The following is a 16,370-nucleotide window of genomic DNA, read 5'->3' on the forward strand; positions in this document are numbered from 1 at the left end:
TCGTGGAGGGGGCGGGGCGCCGTACGGAGCGCGGGGTCAGCGCGCGGAGCGGTTGACCGCCGAGATGACCGCCTTCAGGGAGGCGCGGGTGGTGTTGGCGTCGATGCCGATGCCCCACAGGACGCGCCCGTCGATGGCGCACTCGATGTACGAGGCGGCCTGCGCGGAGGCGCCCTCGCTCATCGTGTGCTCCTGGTAGTCCAGCAGGCGGGCGTCCACGCCGACCGACTGCAGGGCGTCGAAGAAGGCCGAGATCGGGCCGTTGCCGGAGCCGGTCAGGACGGTGTCGACGCCGTCGACGACCGCCTCGACGCGCAGGGTGTCGGTGCCGTCCGTGTCGGAGGTGGACTGGCCGGAACGCAGCTGGATGCGGCCCCAGGCGTTGTCCGGGTTGGGCAGGTACTCGTCCTGGAAGACGGACCAGATCTGCGCCGGGGTGACCTCGCCGCCCTCGGCGTCGGTCTTGGCCTGGATGAGGCGGGAGAACTCGATCTGCATCCGGCGGGGCAGGTCCAGCTTGTGGTCGTTCTTCAGGACGTAGGCGATGCCGCCCTTGCCGGACTGCGAGTTGACCCGGATGACGGCCTCGTAGGAGCGGCCGACGTCCTTGGGGTCGATGGGCAGGTAGGGGACGGCCCACTCGATGTCGTCGACGGTCTTGCCCTGGGCGGCCGCGTCGGCCTCCATGGCGTCGAAGCCCTTCTTGATGGCGTCCTGGTGGGAGCCGGAGAAGGCGGTGTAGACCAGGTCGCCCGCGTAGGGGTGGCGCGGGTGGACCTCCATCTGGTTGCAGTACTCGCTGGTGCGGCGGATCTCGTCGATCTGCGAGAAGTCGATCTGCGGGTCGACGCCCTGGCTGAACAGGTTCATGCCCAGGGTGACCAGGTCGACGTTGCCGGTCCGCTCGCCCTGGCCGAACAGGCAGCCCTCGATGCGGTCGGCGCCGGCCATGATGGCCAGCTCGGCGGCGGCGACGGCGGTGCCGCGGTCGTTGTGCGGGTGGACCGACAGGCAGACGTGCTCGCGGCGGGTCAGGTTGCGGGACATCCACTCGAAGCGGTCCGCGTGCGTGGAGGGGGTCGAACGCTCCACGGTGGCGGGCAGGTTGAGGATGATCTCGCGGCCGGGGCCGGGCTGCCAGACGTCGCAGACGGCCTCGCAGACCTCCAGGGCGAAGTCCAGCTCGGTGTCGGTGAAGATCTCCGGGCTGTACTGGTAGCCGAAGGCGGTCTCCGGGCCCAGCAGCTTCTCGGCGTACTCCATCACCAGGCGGGTGCCGTCGACGGCGATCTGCTTGATGTCGTCCTTGGAGCCGCGGAAGACGACCCGGCGGAAGGTCGGCGCGGTGGCGTTGTACAGGTGGACGGTGGCGCGCCTGGCGCCGACCAGGGACTCCACGGTCCGCTCGATCAGGTCCTCGCGGGCCTGGGTCAGGACGGAGATGGTGACGTCGTCCGGGATCGCGCCCTCTTCGATGATGGAGCGGACGAAGGCGAAGTCGGTCTCGCCGGAGGACGGGAAGCCGACCTCGATCTCCTTGTAGCCCAGGCGTACCAGCAGGTCGAACATCTCGCGCTTGCGGGCCGGGGACATCGGGTCGATCAGGGCCTGGTTGCCGTCGCGCAGGTCGGTCGACAGCCAGCGCGGGGCCCTGGTGATGCGCTGCTCGGGCCAGGTGCGGTCGGGGATCTCCACGGCCTCGTAGCGGCCGTACTTGTGGATCGGCATCCCGGACGGCTTCTGCGTGTGCGTCGCGTTGGTGACGGGCGTGGGCCGGCTGACGAACGGGGACTGGGACATTGCGTAGGGCTCCTCGGGTCCTCAGGGGGGACGGCCGACTGTCGAACGCAACACCGAAACCCGCGGGGAGGGGGTCGGCCTACGACTACAGGCCCTCGCCGCGGCAGCTAAGGAGAAGCAGCCCGAAACGCATGATGTGCGTCACCATAGCCCAGGACCGGGGAAGGCGGACGTCCTGTTCCAGTATGCGGGACGGCCGTGTCGTCAAGTCCAAAAGGTGACCCATCACTCTATTTCGCCAATCCCTGTCACTTCTCGTGACAGTGGCGTCGCACAGTGCCACATTGCCGGTATGACCTCCCCCTTCTGCACGATCGTGCCGCCCCACCTCCTGGAGCACCTCGCCTCCTCGGCCAACCCCGCCGTCGCCGAGGCCGCCCGCCGCACCCTGATCGCCGACGCCTCGGCCCGTACCGCCCGGGTCCTGCCCCGGGCGGCCGTCGCCCCCACCGGGACGCCGCCGGAGCCGGCGGCCCCGCGCCGGACCGTGTACGACGCCCAGCGCCGCACCGGGCTGCCCGGTGTGAAGGTCCGCGACGAGGGCGAGGAGGCGACCGCCGACGCCACCGTCAACCGGGCCTACGCGGGCCTCGGCGCCACCTTCGCGCTCTTCCGGGACGCCTTCGGACGCGACTCGATGGACGGGGCCGGGCTGCCGCTGCTCGCGACCGTCCACTACGACGAGAAGTACGGCAACGCCTTCTGGAACGGCGAGCAGATGGTGTTCGGCGACGGCGACGACGAGATCTTCCTCGACTTCACCCTCCCCGTGGACGTCATCGGCCACGAGCTGGCCCACGGCTTCACCCAGTACACGGCGAACCTGGAGTACTTCAGCCAGTCCGGCGCGCTCAACGAGTCCGTCTCCGACGTCTTCGGCTCGCTGGTGAAGCAGCACGCGCTCGGCCAGACCGCCGACCAGGCCGACTGGCTGATCGGCGAGGGCCTCTTCCACCCGGACGTGCAGGGGACGGCGCTGCGCTCCATGAAGGCGCCGGGGACCGCGTACGACGACGACGTCCTCGGCAAGGACCCGCAGCCCGGCCACATGGACGACTACGTGCGCACCAGCCGGGACAACGGCGGGGTGCACATCAACTCCGGCATCCCCAACCACGCGTTCTACCTGGTGGCGACCGAACTCGGGGGCCACGCCTGGGACCGGGCCGGCCGGATCTGGTACGACGTGATGACCGGCGGCACCCTCGCCCCCGAGACCCGCTTCACCGAGTTCGCGGCGGCCACGGTGGCGGCGGCGAAGGCGCGGTACGGCGACGCGGCGGAGATCCAGGCCGTGACGAAGGCGTGGGCGACCGTGGGCGTACCCACCGACTGAGCCGGGCTGGTAGACAGGGCCCATGCGGATTCGAGTGCGGCGCACCGGTGGTTTCGCGGGCATCGAGCGGACGGCGGAGGTGGAGGTCGCGGGCCCGGAGTGGGAGTCCCTGGCCTCCGCCGTCCTCACGGGCCCGGAGGCCACCCGAGTCGTCCCGGACGGCTTCTCCTACGAGATCACGGTCGACGGCCGGACCGTGCGGTGCGCCGACCCGCACCTCACGGACGCCCAGCGGACCCTCGTGACGAGGGTCCTCAAGGAGGGCGCCTGAGCTACCGCCCGAAGAGGCGGCTCCAGAAGCCGGTCTTCCGCTCCTCGGCGGGGCGGGCGGGCCGGACGTCGAGCGACCAGTCGCCGTCGGTGCCCTCGACCTCCACGAGCAGCGGGCCCCCGGGCAGCTTCCCGGTGTCCCGCGCGCTCGGGCCGTAGCCGCTCGCCAGCAGGGGCGAGCGCCGGTCGGGGGCGCCGGGGCGATGCGGCTCGTGCCCCCTGACCCTCAGGGACACGTGGCGCTTCGCCCCGCTCACCCGGGCGACCAGTTCACCGGCGGGCCCCGTGTGGAGCAGTACCTCGGAGCCCCGCCCGGTGGCGCCCTCGCCGAGCTCGCGCACCCCGCTCACGGGACGGATCACGATCACCCACTCGCCCCGGTGCGCGTCACCGCACCGGACCCGGAAGCGCAGCGGGTACAGGAGGTCGCACCACATCACCCGCTGCTCGAACCGCCCCGGCCGGTCCACGCTCCCGAGGGAGAGGGACTGCCTGCCGTTCCAGTCGATGGACTCCAGGTCGACGGTTCCCGTTCCCGTCCGGGCGAACTCGACCAGGACGTAGCCGGGCGGCGGCGTCTCCTCCATGGTGAACGCGGCGTCGCCCCTGCCGGTGTACACGATGTCCTCGAACTCCCCGCCGAGGATCCCGGCGACCGCGGCCGCCCCGGGGGACGGAGCGGGCGAGGGGGCGATCAGGTCCGCCCAGCGCCCGCCGTCCGCGAGGTCGATCCGGTGCGGGGGCCGCGAGCGGTCCGCCTCCTGGGCGCCGGACGGCGCGCCGGACGCGCCGGAGCCCGCGTCCCACCCGGCACCCGCCTCCGCGCCGGAGCCGGAGCCGGAGCCGGATTCCGACCTGGATCCCGAGCCCGAGCCCGTACTCGTATCCGTACCTGCGCCCGCGCCCGCGCCCGCCGACTTTCCGACGGCCCCGTGCGGGATCTCCAGCGGAACCGGTCCGGCCTGCCCTGCCTGCCCGGGGACCGGCAGGTCCTCCCCCTTGCTGATCTCCGTCACGGCGTCATGCTGGCACGCCGCCTCAGGACAGGTCCACGGTCGGGTGCGGAGGCGTCGGAACGCCCAGCCCGGTGAAGGGGGTGACGAGGAGGGCGTACTGCTCCGGGGTGAGCCGGCCGCGCTTGAGGACCGCGCGGGCGGCGATGCAGATCGCGGACTTGGCATCGGAGTGGAGCCCCGTGAGGTGGCCGTCCAGCTCGTCGGCGCGGGGCAGCAGTCCGCCGCGGACCCGGTGGGTGAGCACCGCGTCCTGCGCCGCCGACGGCCTCGCCGCGCGGGAGGCCTCCCGGCCGCCCGTGGCGCGGCCGTCGACCATCCGGTCGAAGGCCGTCGCGAGGGCGGCGGGGGGAAGCGCCACGGCGTGGTCGACGAAGCGCTCCGTCCCCGCGTCGAGCACCGCTAGAAGCCCAGGCGGCGGAGCTGCTTGGGGTCGCGCTGCCAGTCCTTGGCGACCTTGACGTGCAGGTCGAGGAAGACCGGGGTCCCGAGGAGCGCCTCGATGTGCTTGCGGGACTTCATCCCGACCTCCTTCAGGCGGCTGCCCTTGGGGCCGATGATGATGCCCTTCTGGCTGGGGCGCTCGATGTACACGTTGGCGTGGATGTCGAGCAGCGGCCGGTCGGCGGGGCGGCCCTCGCGGGGGATCATCTCCTCGACGACGACCGCGATGGAGTGCGGCAGCTCGTCGCGTACGCCTTCGAGCGCGGCCTCGCGGATCAGCTCGGCGACCATGACCTGCTCCGGCTCGTCCGTGAGGTCGCCCTCCGGGTAGAGCGGCGGGGACTTCGGGAGGAGCGGGATGAGCAGGTCGGCGACGAGCCGGACCTGCTTGTCGCCGACGGCGGAGACGGGCACGATCTCGGCCCACTCGATGCCGAGCTCCCGGCCGAGCTGGTCGATGGCGATCAGCTGCTCGGCGAGGGTCTTGGAGTCCACCAGGTCGGTCTTGGTGACGATGGCGACCTTGGGGGTCTTCTTGATCTCGGCGAGCTCCTTGGCGATGAAGCGGTCGCCGGGGCCGAGCTTCTGGTCGGCGGGCAGGCAGAAGCCGATGACGTCGACCTCGGCCCAGGTGGTGCGGACGACGTCGTTGAGCCGCTCGCCGAGGAGGGTGCGCGGCTTGTGGAGGCCGGGGGTGTCGACCAGGATCAGCTGGGCGTCCGGGCGGTGCACGATGCCCCGCACGGTGTGCCGGGTGGTCTGGGGGCGGTTGGAGGTGATCGCCACCTTCTGACCGACCAGAGCGTTCGTGAGGGTGGACTTGCCCGCGTTGGGGCGCCCGACGAAGCAGGCGAAGCCCGCCCGGTGGGGGGCGGTGTTCTCATCGGTCTCATCACTGCGCACGCTCATGGGGGCCATTGTCCCCGATGAGCGGCCCCGCCACGCACTCAGTGTCCCGACCGGGCCCGGCGGCGTCGGATCCGCCACCCGGCGAGCCCCCCGGCGGCGCCCAGGAGCAGCGCCGCGGCGACCGGCCAGGGCACGGCGAGGAAGGAGACGCGGGCGCTCTCGCGGACGTCCTTCGCGGTGGCGGTGAGCGTCACCTCGCCCCAGTCGAGCTGGGGCGAGCCGGTCCACCGCTCGGTCAGCCGGATCCGCTGCCGGGGCAGCAGCTCGGACGGCACCCGGTCGAGGTCGCGTTCGAGCAGGGTCCGTCCGAAGAGCCCCTCGGCGCTGAGGACGACCTTGGGGGCGAGGGTGACGTTGCCGCGGTTGTGGAGGGTGTACGTGACGAGGGTGGTGCCGTCCCGGGTGCCGGGGACGAGCGGCCGGTCCTGCTCCAGGGTGACGTCCTCGACGGCGAGGGCGGGCACGGCGGGGCCGCTGACCTTGAGGTAGAGGCGGGCGGCGACGGCCCGCTGGACGCCCATGGCGACGCTGCCGCCGCCCGCGGGGGTGATCCGCTCGTCGAGGGCGACGAGGGCGCCGGGGTGGTCGCCGGGGTCGGCGTCGGCGGGGACGGTGAGGGTGAAGGGGACGGTGACGGCGGAGCGCGGCGGGACGGTGACCGTGGTCCGCTCGGGCTTGATCCAGGCGCCGGCGCCGCTCTGCTCCTCCTTCAGGGTGCGGACGGCGAAGCCGCCGTCGCGCTCGGTGTTGTAGGCGTCGGCGCCGTAGAGCCGGAAGGTGAGCGGGGCGGCGGTCTTGTTGGCGACGGTGACCTCGTCGCGGAGGGTGGCGCCGGGGTCGGCGGTGAGGAAGTAGTAGGGACGGTCGCCGAGCCGGGCGGCGGCCGGGTAGACGGCCCATTCGCCGTTCTCGGCGGCCTGGGCGGCCGGGGCCCCGAGGAGCAGCACGGCGGCGCTCAGGAGGAGGACGTACAGCTTGCGTCGCACGGTGCGGACCCCCGGGGGTGCGGTGGGGAGGGGCGGGTGTGGGGCCGCCGAGGGGCCGGCCGGGGGTGCGCCCGGCCGGCCCGTCGGCCGCTGTCAGGACAGGGTCAGCGTGAGCACGCCCGCGTAGCCGCCGGGCGCGGTGAACGCCGGGACGTCCAGCGCGAGCTGGGCGTCGACGGTGAACTCGCCGCCGGTGACCGTGCCGTTCGCCGTGGAGGCGAGGGTGGCGCCGGCGCCGACGGGTCCGGCGGAGCCGGCCGTGCAGGCGCTGGGGCTGCCCTCCTTGGCGACGCAGGCCGGGGTCCAGCTGAGCTTGTCGGCGCCGATGGCGCCGCCCGGGCCGGTGAAGTCGGTGACCTTGCCGGTCACGGACCAGCCCGCGGGGCCGCCGCGGAAGTCCTTGACCGTCACCGTCTGGAGGGCTCCGGTGGCCGAGCCGCCCTGGCCGAAGTCGACCGCGGAGAGCGAGACGGCGTCGCCGGCCTGGGTCATGGACAGTTCGCCCGCCTGGACGGTGGCCGTGATCTTCTGGCTGTTCGGCGGGGTCGGGGTGTCGTCGACGACCTGGTACGGGAGGGGGCCGGCGCCCTTCTCCGCGTTCCAGCTCCCGCCCTCGTACGCGACGATCCCGGTGGTGGCCGGGTCGTTCACCTTGAGCCGGGCGACGAAGCCGCCCTCGCTGTCGGTGGTGACGGTCATCCGGTCGGCGGTCTCGGCGGCTCCGGCCCTGGCGGCCACGGTCACCTCGGTGAGCGGGGTGAACTCGGCGCCGGTGACGGTGACCCGGACGCCGGGAGCGCCGGAGGCCGCTCCGAGTTCGAGGGTCCGCTCGTTGGGCACGGTCTGGTCGCCGGCCTGGACCGTCTGGGAGACGGGCGCGGGCGGGTTGAGCACCGTGCAGGGGGTGTCCAGCTCCATGAGGTAGCTGGTGTGGATGTTGTAGTCGCCGGGCGAGAGGGTGATCGAGCCCGCCGCGGTGACCTTGAAGGTGCCGGTCATGGAGAAGCCCGGGAAGGCGCCCTTGCCGGGGACCGGCGGGTTCTTCTTGGGGCCGACGACGCTGACGGCGCCGCTCTGCGCGCCGCCGAGGACGACCTTGCCGCTGGGGGTGAGGATGTCGGCCGGGAGCGCGAGGTCGACCGGATTGGACGCGGCGGGCTTGGTGATCGAGTAGGTCACGCTGACGGTGTCGCCGACCTTGGGGTTGGCGTTGTCGACCGAGATCACGGCGGTGGTGGTGCCCTCGATGGGCGGGATGCCCGCGATGGGCGGCGGGACGCAGCGGGTGGGGAATTCCACCGACTGCCCGGCGCCGGTCGCGTGGGCCGGGGCGGCGAGCGCGCCGCCGGCCGCGAACGCGAGGGCGGTGGCGCCGAGTACGGCGGTCCAGCGCCGTCTTCGGGCCGCCGCCCGGGTTCGGGTGAATGCCATGTGTGTGCCCCCTCCTGAGGGTCGAGAGGGCGCCATTGACGGCCGGGGGGCGAGAGAAGTCAATAACGACGGACGCCATCGACTGATGACCCATCAGATCCTGTCAAGATCGGCTGATGTGGGGACTTCTCCGGAATGTCGGAGCGCATGCCGAGGACCGGTGCCACCCCAGGTGGCACCGGTCGCGGGCGGTGCGGTGGATCAGCTGATGACGAACGGTCCCGGGGACTGCGACGTGACCGCGTCGCAGTTCACCGTGACGCCGAAGATCACCAGCTTGAGGGCGACACCGGCGAAGTACGAGTTGAGCTTGTCGCCGGCGACCACGTTGGTGGCGGTCAGCGGGCCCAGCTTCGCCGAGCCCCCGGCCGGGATCGCCGGGTTCTTCTTGCCGGTGAAGGTCCGGTCGGGCCCGGTGGTGTTGTCCAGGATCAGCGTGGAGCTGATCGTGTCCGCGCCGACCGCGATCGGCGTGGACACCGGAGCGGTGATCGAGACCTGGCCGGTGGAGCCGGAGTGGGTCATGGTGAGGGTGGCGGTGCCGCCGCCCCAGCTGCCGCAGTCGTAGGTCGCGGTGACCGTGCCCGGCGAGACGGCGGCGGAGGCCGTGGGCGCGAAGGCGAGGGACGCGGCGGCGAGTCCGGCCGCGAGTGCTCCGGCCGCCCCTAAGGTGCTTCTTCTCATGGCGAGTTCGTACCCCTTCCGATGACGAACGCAGGGGTGCGGGCACTGCGTGGACTGGCGCATATCTGACGGTCCGTCGGACCGTCCGCCGCCTATTGACGCGCAGACGGCATGGGAAGGCAAGAGAATGCGCGGAGATCCTTCACAAACGCGCAAGGGTCCGGCCGTGGCCGGACCCCGCGTGCCGGAGGGCGCCGTTCTCAGCCCGCCGTGACGGCCGAACGCAGCTGTCCGTCGGGCCCCGCGAGCAGCACCGGCGTCCCCGGCCCACCCAGGTCCCGCACGGCCGCCCGGTCCTCGTCGGACGCGGCCTCCGCGGCCGACACCACGGCCGCCGCCTCCAGCGACTGCGCGCCGCTGGCCACCGCCATCGCCACGGCGGTCCGCAGCGCGCTCAGCTTCAGCGAATCCAGCTCCACCGTGCCCGCCACGTACGTACGGCCGGTCTCGTCCCGTACGGCCGCGCCCTCGGGCACGCCGTTGCGGGCGCGGGCGCTGCGCGCCAGCGTGATGATCTTCAGGTCCTCGGCGCCGAGGTCGCCGTGCTCACTGCTGAGTGTCATGGACCGAGCATAGGTCGGGGCGCCCGGTCAGCCCGCCAGCGGGTACATCGCCCCCCGCCGCCCCTCCGGCGACACCAGCCACTCCAGCTTCTCGGCCGTCCGCGCCTCCGGCAGCGGGGTGTGCAGCACGATCACCAGGTCGGGACGGGCCGGCACCCGCAGCTGGGTGGCCTCCACGTGGAGCGGGCCGGCCAGCGGGTGCTCCAGGACCTTGCGGGTCTGACCGCCCGGCATCACGTCCCGCTGCTCCCACAGTTCCGCGAACTCGGCACTCGCCGCCCTGGCCTCTTCGACCACCGCCCGGAACCCCTCGTCCTCCGGGCTCTCCGAGCACGCGGCCCGGAACTGCGCCACCACCTTCGGCGCGAGCTCCGTCCAGTCGCTCGACCGGGCCCGGTAGATCTCGTCCGTGAAGAAGGAGATCAGGCAGTTCTGGACGATCTCCGGCCGCATCCCCAGCACGATGGACGCCGAGTCGTTGTACATGACCGTGTTCCAGTAGGCGTCCATGATGTGCGCCGGGAAGGGCATCCACGCCTCGATGAGCCGCCGCAGTCCGTGGCACATGTCCCGCGCCCCCGGATCGACCTCCGGCGCCGGCGGGTTCAGCCCCGCCAGGACGTACAGATGGCGACGCTCCGCCGGACTGAGCCGCAGCACCCGCGCCACCGCGTCGAGGACCTGCGGCGAGACGGTGATGTCGCGGCCCTGCTCCAGCCACTGGTACCAGGACACCCCGACCCCGGCGAGGACGGCGACCTCCTCACGGCGCAGTCCGGGCGTGCGGCGCCGCGCGCCGCCGTCCGGCAGACCGGCCTCCGCGGGACTCACCCGGGCCCGCCGGCTCATCAGGAACTCCCGCAGCTCGGCCAGTCGGTGCGCCTTGCCGTCGGCGCTCTCCAGCGCTGTGACCACGTGTGCTTCCTCCCCCGGACGCCTGGTGGTGCGACCAACAGGATAAGTTCCCGCTCCCCAGCGTTGTTCCCGGACCACGAGAGTCGTGGCCATGGCAACCGTGTCCTCTCCCCCGTCCGCCCCCGCCGCCCCCGCGCCGCCGGCACCCGCGCTCACCGGCCGCGCCCGGCTCGTCCTGATCGTCCTGTGCGCCGCCCAGTTCATGGTGTCGCTGGACTTCTCCGTCCTGAACGTCGCGCTGCCCGCGCTCGGCGCCGACCTCGGGCTCAGCCCCTCGGCCCTCCAGTGGGCCGTCACCGCCTTCGCCCTGCCGTCCGGCGGCTTCCTGCTCCTCTTCGGCCGGATCGGCGACCTCTACGGCCGCAGGAAGCTGTTCCTCACCGGCCTCGCGGTCTTCGGCGCGGCCTCCCTGCTCGCCACCTTCGCCTGGAGCCCGGCCTCCTTCCTCGCCGGCCGCGCCCTCCAGGGCGTCGGCGCCGCCGCGATCGTCCCGACCGGCATGTCCCTGCTGACCACCACCTTCCCCGAGGGCCCGCTGCGCGACCGGGCGCTCGGCATCTCCGGCACCCTGCTCTCGCTCGGCTTCACCATCGGCATGGTCCTCGGCGGCGTCATGACCGACACCCTGGGCTGGCGCTCCACCATGGGCCTGCTCGCCCTCTTCAGCGCGCTGGTGCTGCCCTTCGCCCCCCGGCTGCTCTCCGAGTCCCGCACCCCGGAGCGGCCCCGGCTCGACGTGCCCGGCGCGGTGACCGTCACCGGCGGCCTGCTGTCCCTGATCTACGCCCTGTCGACGGCGGCCGAGCGCGGCTTCGGCGGCGCGGACGTCCTGGTCACCCTGGTCGCCGGCATCGCGCTGCTCGTCGCCTTCGTGGTCGTGGAGTCCCGCAGCCCCGCCCCGCTGGTGTCGCTGCCGATGCTGCGCCGGCGCACGGTCGCCTTCGGCAACCTGGGCGGTCTCGTCACCTTCTCGATGATGTCGACCATCATCTTCGTGCTGACCCTGTACCTCCAGGAGACCCTGGGCCTGTCCAGCTTCGCCACCGGTCTGGTCTTCGGTGTCCAGGGTGTCGTGTCGGTCTTCGCCGGCACCGTCGCGCCCCGGCTGATCGGCCGCTTCGGCGCCCGCCGCACGCTGGTCGCCGGGCTCGCCGGGCAGGGCGTCCTCGTGGCGGCCCTGCTGGGGATCGGCTCCGGCTCGGGCGCGGTCTTCGCGGGCGTCGCCGTCTCGGTCGCCTCGATGTTCCACCTGGTCGCGATCATCTCGTACGGCGTCACCGTCACCTCGGGCGTCCCGGACGAGGAGCAGGGGCTGGCGACCGGCCTGGTCACCACCACCCAGCAGGTCGGCCTGACCGTCGGCATCCCACTGCTCGGCATCCTCGCCACCACGGGCGACAGCCTCTACGACGGGGTGCGCACGGTCATCGCGCTGGACGCGGCCATCGTGCTGGTCGCGGCGGTCCTGATCGCCCTGGGCCTGCGGCGCTCCCGGTGAGCTACGGCCGGTCGAGCCGGAGCCGTACCGCCTTCGGCAGGCCGGCGACGACCAGGTCGTACGAGTCCTCGACGAGCTCCCGGACCATCCGGTCCGGGAGCCCGGCCACCTCGACCGTGTTCCAGTGGCGCTTGTTCATGTGGTAGCCGGGGGTGATCGCCGGGTACTCCTCGCGGAGCCGTACGGCGTCCTCCGGATCGCACTTCAGGTTGACCCGCAGCGGCTCGCCGTCGAGCCGGGAGAGGGCGAAGAGCTTCCCCGCCACCTTGAAGACCGAGGTGTCGGGCCCGAAGGGGAACTCCTCGGTCGCGTCGGCGAACTCCAGGCAGAAGGCGCGCAGCCGGTCCGGGGTCACTCCTGGTCCGCCCCCTCCGCGCCGGCCGGGACCACCGGCTCGACGAGCACGGTGACGATCTTGTTCCGGCGGCCGGCCGGGGCCTCGGCGGTCAGCCGCAGCTCCCGCCCGTCGGGCAGGGTGACGACGGCGGAGGCGCCGGAGATCGGGACGCGGCCGAGGGCCTTGGCGAGCAGACCGCCCACCGTCTCCACGTCCTCGTCGTCGAACTCGTCGGGGCCGAAGCCGTACAGCTCGCCGAGGTCGCCGATGTCGAGGCGGGCGGTGACCCGGTGGCACTCGTCGCCGAGCTCCTGGACGGGCGGCAGCTCCCGGTCGTACTCGTCGGTGATCTCGCCGACGATCTCCTCCAGGATGTCCTCGATCGTGACGATGCCGGCCGTGCCGCCGTACTCGTCGATGACGACGGCGACGTGGTTGCGCTCCTGCTGCATCTCCCGCAGCAGGTCGCCGGCGTTCTTGGTGTCGGGGACGAAGGCCGCCGCGCGCATCGCGGTGGAGACCAGGTCGGCCTCGGCGTCGCGGTTGATGTGCGTCTTGCGGACCAGGTCCTTCAGGTACACGATCCCGACGATGTCGTCCTCGTTCTCCCCCGTGACCGGGATCCGGGAGAAACCGGAGCGCAGCGCGAGGGTGAGGGCCTGCCGGACGGTCTTGTACCGCTCGATGCAGATGAGGTCGGTGCGCGGCACCATGACCTCCCGGACGAGGGTGTCGCCCAGCTCGAAGACCGAGTGCACCATCCGGCGCTCGTCGTCCTCGATGAGGGACTCCTGCTCGGCGAGGTCGACCATCGCCCGCAGCTCGGCCTCGGAGGCGAAGGGGCCCTTGCGGAAGCCCTTGCCCGGGGTGAGCGCGTTGCCGATGAGGATCAGCAGCTGCGGGATCGGGCCCATGATCCGGGCCAGCGGGAGGAGGACGTACGCGGCGGCGGTCGCGGTGTTCAGCGGGTGCTGGCGGCCGATGGTGCGCGGCGAGACGCCGACGGCCACGTAACTGACCAGGACCATCACCACGATGGCGACGAGGAGCGCCTCCCAGGTCTCCGGGAAGTACTCCAGGCAGGCGTAGGTGACGAGGACGCCGGCCGCCATCTCGCAGGCGACTCGGACGAGCAGCGCCACGTTGAGGTAGCGGGTGGGGTCGGAGGCGACCTGGGCGAGCTTCTCGGCGCCGCGCCGCCCGGAACGGACGGCCTCGGCGGCGCGGAAGCTGGAGACGCGGGCGAGCCCGGCCTCGGCGCAGGCGGCGAGCCAGGCGACGACGACCAGGGCGACCGCGCCGAGGATCAGCTGGATGCTCATCGGGCGCGCGGGGTCAGTTGACGGTCGGGGCCGGCGACGGCCCGGTGAGGCCCCGCTCGGCGCGCCAGCCGTCGACGATCGCCGCCTGGAGGCCGAACATCTCGGCCTTCTCGTCCGGCTCCTCGTGGTCGTAGCCGAGCAGGTGGAGGACGCCGTGGACGGTGAGGAGCTGGAGCTCCTCGTCCATGGAGTGCTTCGTCGGGGCGTCCTCGCCCTGCTTCGTGGCGACCTCGGGGCAGAGCACGATGTCGCCGAGGAGCCCCTGCGGGGGCTCCTCGTCGTCCTTGGCCGGCGGGCGCAGCTCGTCCATCGGGAAGGACATGACGTCCGTGGGCCCGGGGAGGTCCATCCACTGGATGTGGAGCTGCTCCATCGCCTCCGCGTCCACCACGATCACCGAGAGCTCGGAGAGCGGGTGGATGCGCATGCGCCCGAGGGCGTAGCGGGCGACGTCGAGGATCGCCTGCTCGTCGACCTCGGTGCCGGACTCGTTGTTGACGTCGATCGACATGTGCGGTGCTTCTACTTCCCGTTGCGGCCGGTGCGCTGCTCGTTGGCGCTGTCGTACTTCTCGTACGCGTCGACGATACGGCCGACGAGCTTGTGCCGGACGACATCCTGGGACGTGAGCGTCGAGAAGTGGACGTCGGGGACCCCGTCGAGGATGTCCCGGACCTGCCGCAGACCGCTCTTCGTCCCGTTCGGCAGGTCGACCTGGGTCACGTCACCGGTGATGACGATCTTCGAGTCGAAGCCGAGGCGGGTGAGGAACATCTTCATCTGCTCGGGGCTCGTGTTCTGCGCCTCGTCGAGGATGATGAACGCGTCGTTCAGGGTGCGGCCCCGCATGTACGCCAGCGGCGCGACCTCGATCGTCCCGCTCGCCATCAGCTTGGGGATGGAGTCGGGGTCGAGCATGTCGTGCAGCGCGTCGTAGAGCGGGCGCAGGTACGGGTCGATCTTCTCGTAGAGCGTGCCGGGCAGGAAGCCGAGCCGCTCGCCGGCCTCGACCGCCGGCCGGGTCAGGATGATCCGGGTGACCTGCTTGGACTGGAGGGCCTGGACGGCCTTGGCCATCGCCAGGTAGGTCTTGCCGGTGCCGGCGGGACCGATGCCGAAGACGACGGTGTGCTTGTCGATGGCGTCGACGTACCGCTTCTGGTTGAGCGTCTTGGGGCGGATCGTGCGGCCGCGGCTGGAGAGGATGTTCTGGGTGAGCACCTCGGCCGGGGTCTCGTCGGCGCCCTCGCCGTTCTCGCTCGCCTTGAGCATGGCGATGGAGCGTTCCACTGCGTCCTCCGTCATCGGCTGTCCGGTGCGGAGCACCAGCATCATCTCGTCGAACAGGCGCTGGATGAGGGCGACTTCCGCGGGGTCGCCGACCGCGCTGACCTGATTGCCCCGGACGTGGATGTCCGCCCGGGGGAACGCCTGCTCGATCACGCGGAGCAGGGAGTCGCCGGAGCCGAGGACGGTCACCATGGGGTGCTTGGCCGGCACCGCGAAGTGGGCCCGGGCCTCGCCCGGCGTTCCGTTGGGAGCTGTGGGTGTCTGCGTCATGGGCCGGCCCTCTGGCCTGCGCCTACCTCCTGCTGCGGGGTTCTCGTGGCTCGACAACCTCTCGAACCCAGCCTACGACCTGGTACCGGTGTGCCCGAAGCGGTTTACGGGACGGCCGCGCGGAAGCCGATGGTGGGGACCGCGCGGCGGGGCGGCCAGGGGCGCGCGGGGGCCGGGAGGAGGCCTTCGAGGAAGGCGTAGCGGGCCCGCAGCGGCGCGGGGTCCTGGCGGTCGTCGTGCTGGACGTGCTGCCACCAGGCGGCGATCTCGGCCCAGGTGGGGGCGGAGAGGGAGCCGCCGAACTCCTGGACGGAGAGGGCGGCGGTGAGGCCGGCGAAGGCGAGCCGGTCGGCGAGCGGCCAGTCGGCGAGGGTGCCGGTGACGAAGCCGGCCACGAAGACGTCGCCGGCGCCGGTGGGGTCGAGGGCCTCGACGCGGATGGCGGGGACCTCGGCGGTCTCGCCGGTGGCGCCGTCGACGGCGTAGGCGCCCTCGGCACCGAGCGTGACGACCGCGTAGCGGACCTTGTCGGCGAGCGCCCGGGCGGCGGCGCGGGGGCAGTCGGTGCGGGTGTAGCGCATCGCCTCGGCGGCGTTGGGCAGGAAGGCCTCGCAGTGCTCCAGGTCGGCCAGGCCCGCCAGGTCCCAGCGGCCGGTGTCGTCCCAGCCGACGTCCGCGAAGACCCGGGCGCCGTCGCGGGCGGCGCGGGCCACCCACTCCTCGGTCCTGCCGGGCACGAGGGAGGCGACGGCGGCGCGGGCGCGCGGCGGGCGGACGGGAGGACCGTCGGACCGGGGGGCCTCGTGCCCGTGGGAGACCATCGTCCGCTCGCCCTCGTAGGCCATGGAGACGGTGACCGGGGAGTGCCAGCCGGAGACGGTGCGGGAGAGCGTGAGGTCGATGCCCTCGCCCTGTTCGAGGGCGTCCCAGCAGTACTCGCCGTAGTGGTCGTCGCCGAAGGCGGCGGCGAGGGAGGTGCGCAGGCCGAGGCGGGCGAGGGCGGTGGCCATGTTGGCGACGCCGCCGGGGCTGGAGCCCATGCCGCGGGCCCAGGACTCGGTGCCGCGGACGGGGGCGCTGTCGAGGCCGGTGAAGATGATGTCGAGGAAGACGGTGCCGGTGAGGAAGACGTCGCAGGCCGGGTCGGCGGGCTCGCGGACCGTCTCCAGCGGGTCGACCCCGGCCGGTCCGTCGACCCCGGCCGGTCCTTCGTGCGGCTCTGCGCGCTGGTCTCCGCTGGCTGTGCTCACGGCGAACTCCCCGGTCGTGGTGCGGCGGGATCGGCACCCGGGGTGCCGGTCC

17 protein-coding genes are annotated in these 16,370 nt (G+C 72.6%); 3 read left to right on the forward strand and 14 right to left on the reverse strand.

Features of this window, described 5'->3' with window-relative positions:
• Positions 1–36 precede the first annotated feature (36 nt).
• Positions 37–1,800: a 2-isopropylmalate synthase gene (gene leuA, locus ACFQ8C_RS07810; RefSeq protein WP_383453349.1), complete on the reverse strand. Its 1,764-nt coding sequence runs from the start codon at positions 1,798–1,800 to the stop codon at positions 37–39.
• A 292-nt stretch (positions 1,801–2,092) separates the two neighbouring features.
• On the opposite strand from leuA, the gene ACFQ8C_RS07815 reads away from it, so the two are divergent.
• On the forward strand, positions 2,093–3,136 hold the full coding sequence (locus ACFQ8C_RS07815) for a M4 family metallopeptidase (protein ID WP_383453351.1): 1,044 nt from the start codon (positions 2,093–2,095) through the stop codon (positions 3,134–3,136).
• Positions 3,137–3,158: 22 nt separating this feature from the next.
• Positions 3,159–3,407: a protealysin inhibitor emfourin gene (locus tag ACFQ8C_RS07820; protein WP_383453354.1), complete on the forward strand. Its 249-nt coding sequence runs from the start codon at positions 3,159–3,161 to the stop codon at positions 3,405–3,407.
• Position 3,408: 1 nt separating this feature from the next.
• On the opposite strand, the gene ACFQ8C_RS07825 is transcribed toward ACFQ8C_RS07820, so the two are convergent.
• From ACFQ8C_RS07825 to ACFQ8C_RS07860, 8 genes are all read right to left on the reverse strand, one after another.
• Positions 3,409–4,422 carry a hypothetical protein gene (locus tag ACFQ8C_RS07825; RefSeq protein WP_383453356.1) on the reverse strand — a complete coding sequence of 338 codons (1,014 nt, stop codon included), beginning with the start codon at positions 4,420–4,422 and terminating at the stop codon, positions 3,409–3,411.
• Between the two features lie 22 nt (positions 4,423–4,444).
• Complete coding sequence (locus tag ACFQ8C_RS07830) at positions 4,445–4,819, reverse strand: hypothetical protein (protein WP_383453358.1); 375 nt, start codon at positions 4,817–4,819, stop codon at positions 4,445–4,447.
• A gap of 2 nt (positions 4,820–4,821) precedes the next feature.
• Entirely contained in the window at positions 4,822–5,781 is a 960-nt protein-coding gene (gene era / locus ACFQ8C_RS07835) for a GTPase Era (protein ID WP_383453360.1), read from the reverse strand.
• Between the two features lie 29 nt (positions 5,782–5,810).
• Entirely contained in the window at positions 5,811–6,758 is a 948-nt protein-coding gene (locus ACFQ8C_RS07840) for a WxL protein peptidoglycan domain-containing protein (RefSeq protein WP_383453362.1), read from the reverse strand.
• Between the two features lie 93 nt (positions 6,759–6,851).
• On the reverse strand, positions 6,852–8,189 hold the full coding sequence (locus tag ACFQ8C_RS07845; protein WP_383453364.1) for a beta-xylosidase: 1,338 nt from the start codon (positions 8,187–8,189) through the stop codon (positions 6,852–6,854).
• 201 nt (positions 8,190–8,390) lie between these two features.
• Complete coding sequence (locus ACFQ8C_RS07850) at positions 8,391–8,873, reverse strand: hypothetical protein (RefSeq protein WP_383453366.1); 483 nt, start codon at positions 8,871–8,873, stop codon at positions 8,391–8,393.
• A gap of 200 nt (positions 8,874–9,073) precedes the next feature.
• On the reverse strand, positions 9,074–9,436 hold the full coding sequence (locus ACFQ8C_RS07855; protein ID WP_383453368.1) for a cytidine deaminase: 363 nt from the start codon (positions 9,434–9,436) through the stop codon (positions 9,074–9,076).
• A gap of 27 nt (positions 9,437–9,463) precedes the next feature.
• Complete coding sequence (locus ACFQ8C_RS07860) at positions 9,464–10,351, reverse strand: helix-turn-helix transcriptional regulator (protein WP_383453370.1); 888 nt, start codon at positions 10,349–10,351, stop codon at positions 9,464–9,466.
• Positions 10,352–10,442: 91 nt separating this feature from the next.
• Here ACFQ8C_RS07860 and ACFQ8C_RS07865 point away from each other — a divergent pair, with 91 nt between their 5' ends.
• A complete protein-coding gene (locus ACFQ8C_RS07865; protein ID WP_383453372.1) occupies positions 10,443–11,849 on the forward strand; it encodes an MFS transporter in 1,407 nt (468 codons plus the stop codon).
• A 1-nt stretch (position 11,850) separates the two neighbouring features.
• Here ACFQ8C_RS07865 and ACFQ8C_RS07870 read toward each other — a convergent pair whose 3' ends face one another.
• The 5 genes from ACFQ8C_RS07870 to ACFQ8C_RS07890 all read right to left on the reverse strand — a co-directional run bounded on the left by ACFQ8C_RS07870 (position 11,851) and on the right by ACFQ8C_RS07890 (position 16,318).
• Positions 11,851–12,204, reverse strand: a complete 354-nt coding sequence (locus ACFQ8C_RS07870; RefSeq protein WP_383453374.1) for an MmcQ/YjbR family DNA-binding protein — start codon at positions 12,202–12,204, stop codon at positions 11,851–11,853.
• Positions 12,201–13,508 carry a hemolysin family protein gene (locus ACFQ8C_RS07875; protein ID WP_383453375.1) on the reverse strand — a complete coding sequence of 436 codons (1,308 nt, stop codon included), beginning with the start codon at positions 13,506–13,508 and terminating at the stop codon, positions 12,201–12,203. Before ACFQ8C_RS07875 ends, ACFQ8C_RS07870 begins: the two co-directional genes overlap by 4 nt.
• 13 nt (positions 13,509–13,521) lie before the next feature.
• On the reverse strand, positions 13,522–14,019 hold the full coding sequence (gene ybeY / locus ACFQ8C_RS07880) for an rRNA maturation RNase YbeY (protein WP_383453377.1): 498 nt from the start codon (positions 14,017–14,019) through the stop codon (positions 13,522–13,524).
• Positions 14,020–14,030: 11 nt separating this feature from the next.
• Positions 14,031–15,068 carry a PhoH family protein gene (locus ACFQ8C_RS07885; protein WP_383453379.1) on the reverse strand — a complete coding sequence of 346 codons (1,038 nt, stop codon included), beginning with the start codon at positions 15,066–15,068 and terminating at the stop codon, positions 14,031–14,033.
• A gap of 104 nt (positions 15,069–15,172) precedes the next feature.
• A complete protein-coding gene (locus tag ACFQ8C_RS07890; RefSeq protein ID WP_383453381.1) occupies positions 15,173–16,318 on the reverse strand; it encodes a carbohydrate kinase family protein in 1,146 nt (381 codons plus the stop codon).
• Between the last annotated feature and the right edge of the window lie 52 nt (positions 16,319–16,370).

The sequence above is a fragment of the Streptomyces sp. NPDC056503 genome (genome assembly GCF_042794995.1).
GTDB lineage: Bacteria > Actinomycetota > Actinomycetes > Streptomycetales > Streptomycetaceae > Streptomyces.

Excerpts from the sequence above, each read along its gene's own strand:
- leuA (WP_383453349.1), bottom strand. The coding sequence starts at position 1,800 with ATGTCCCAGTCCCCGTTCGTCAGCCGGCCCACGCCCGTCACCAACGCG.
- ACFQ8C_RS07815 (WP_383453351.1), top strand. The coding sequence starts at position 2,093 with ATGACCTCCCCCTTCTGCACGATCGTGCCGCCCCACCTCCTGGAGCAC.
- ACFQ8C_RS07820 (WP_383453354.1), top strand. The coding sequence starts at position 3,159 with ATGCGGATTCGAGTGCGGCGCACCGGTGGTTTCGCGGGCATCGAGCGG.
- era (WP_383453360.1), bottom strand. The coding sequence starts at position 5,781 with ATGGCCCCCATGAGCGTGCGCAGTGATGAGACCGATGAGAACACCGCC.
- ACFQ8C_RS07845 (WP_383453364.1), bottom strand. The coding sequence starts at position 8,189 with ATGGCATTCACCCGAACCCGGGCGGCGGCCCGAAGACGGCGCTGGACC.
- ACFQ8C_RS07850 (WP_383453366.1), bottom strand. The coding sequence starts at position 8,873 with ATGAGAAGAAGCACCTTAGGGGCGGCCGGAGCACTCGCGGCCGGACTC.
- ACFQ8C_RS07855 (WP_383453368.1), bottom strand. The coding sequence starts at position 9,436 with ATGACACTCAGCAGTGAGCACGGCGACCTCGGCGCCGAGGACCTGAAG.
- ACFQ8C_RS07865 (WP_383453372.1), top strand. The coding sequence starts at position 10,443 with ATGGCAACCGTGTCCTCTCCCCCGTCCGCCCCCGCCGCCCCCGCGCCG.
- ACFQ8C_RS07875 (WP_383453375.1), bottom strand. The coding sequence starts at position 13,508 with ATGAGCATCCAGCTGATCCTCGGCGCGGTCGCCCTGGTCGTCGTCGCC.
- ybeY (WP_383453377.1), bottom strand. The coding sequence starts at position 14,019 with ATGTCGATCGACGTCAACAACGAGTCCGGCACCGAGGTCGACGAGCAG.
- ACFQ8C_RS07885 (WP_383453379.1), bottom strand. The coding sequence starts at position 15,068 with ATGACGCAGACACCCACAGCTCCCAACGGAACGCCGGGCGAGGCCCGG.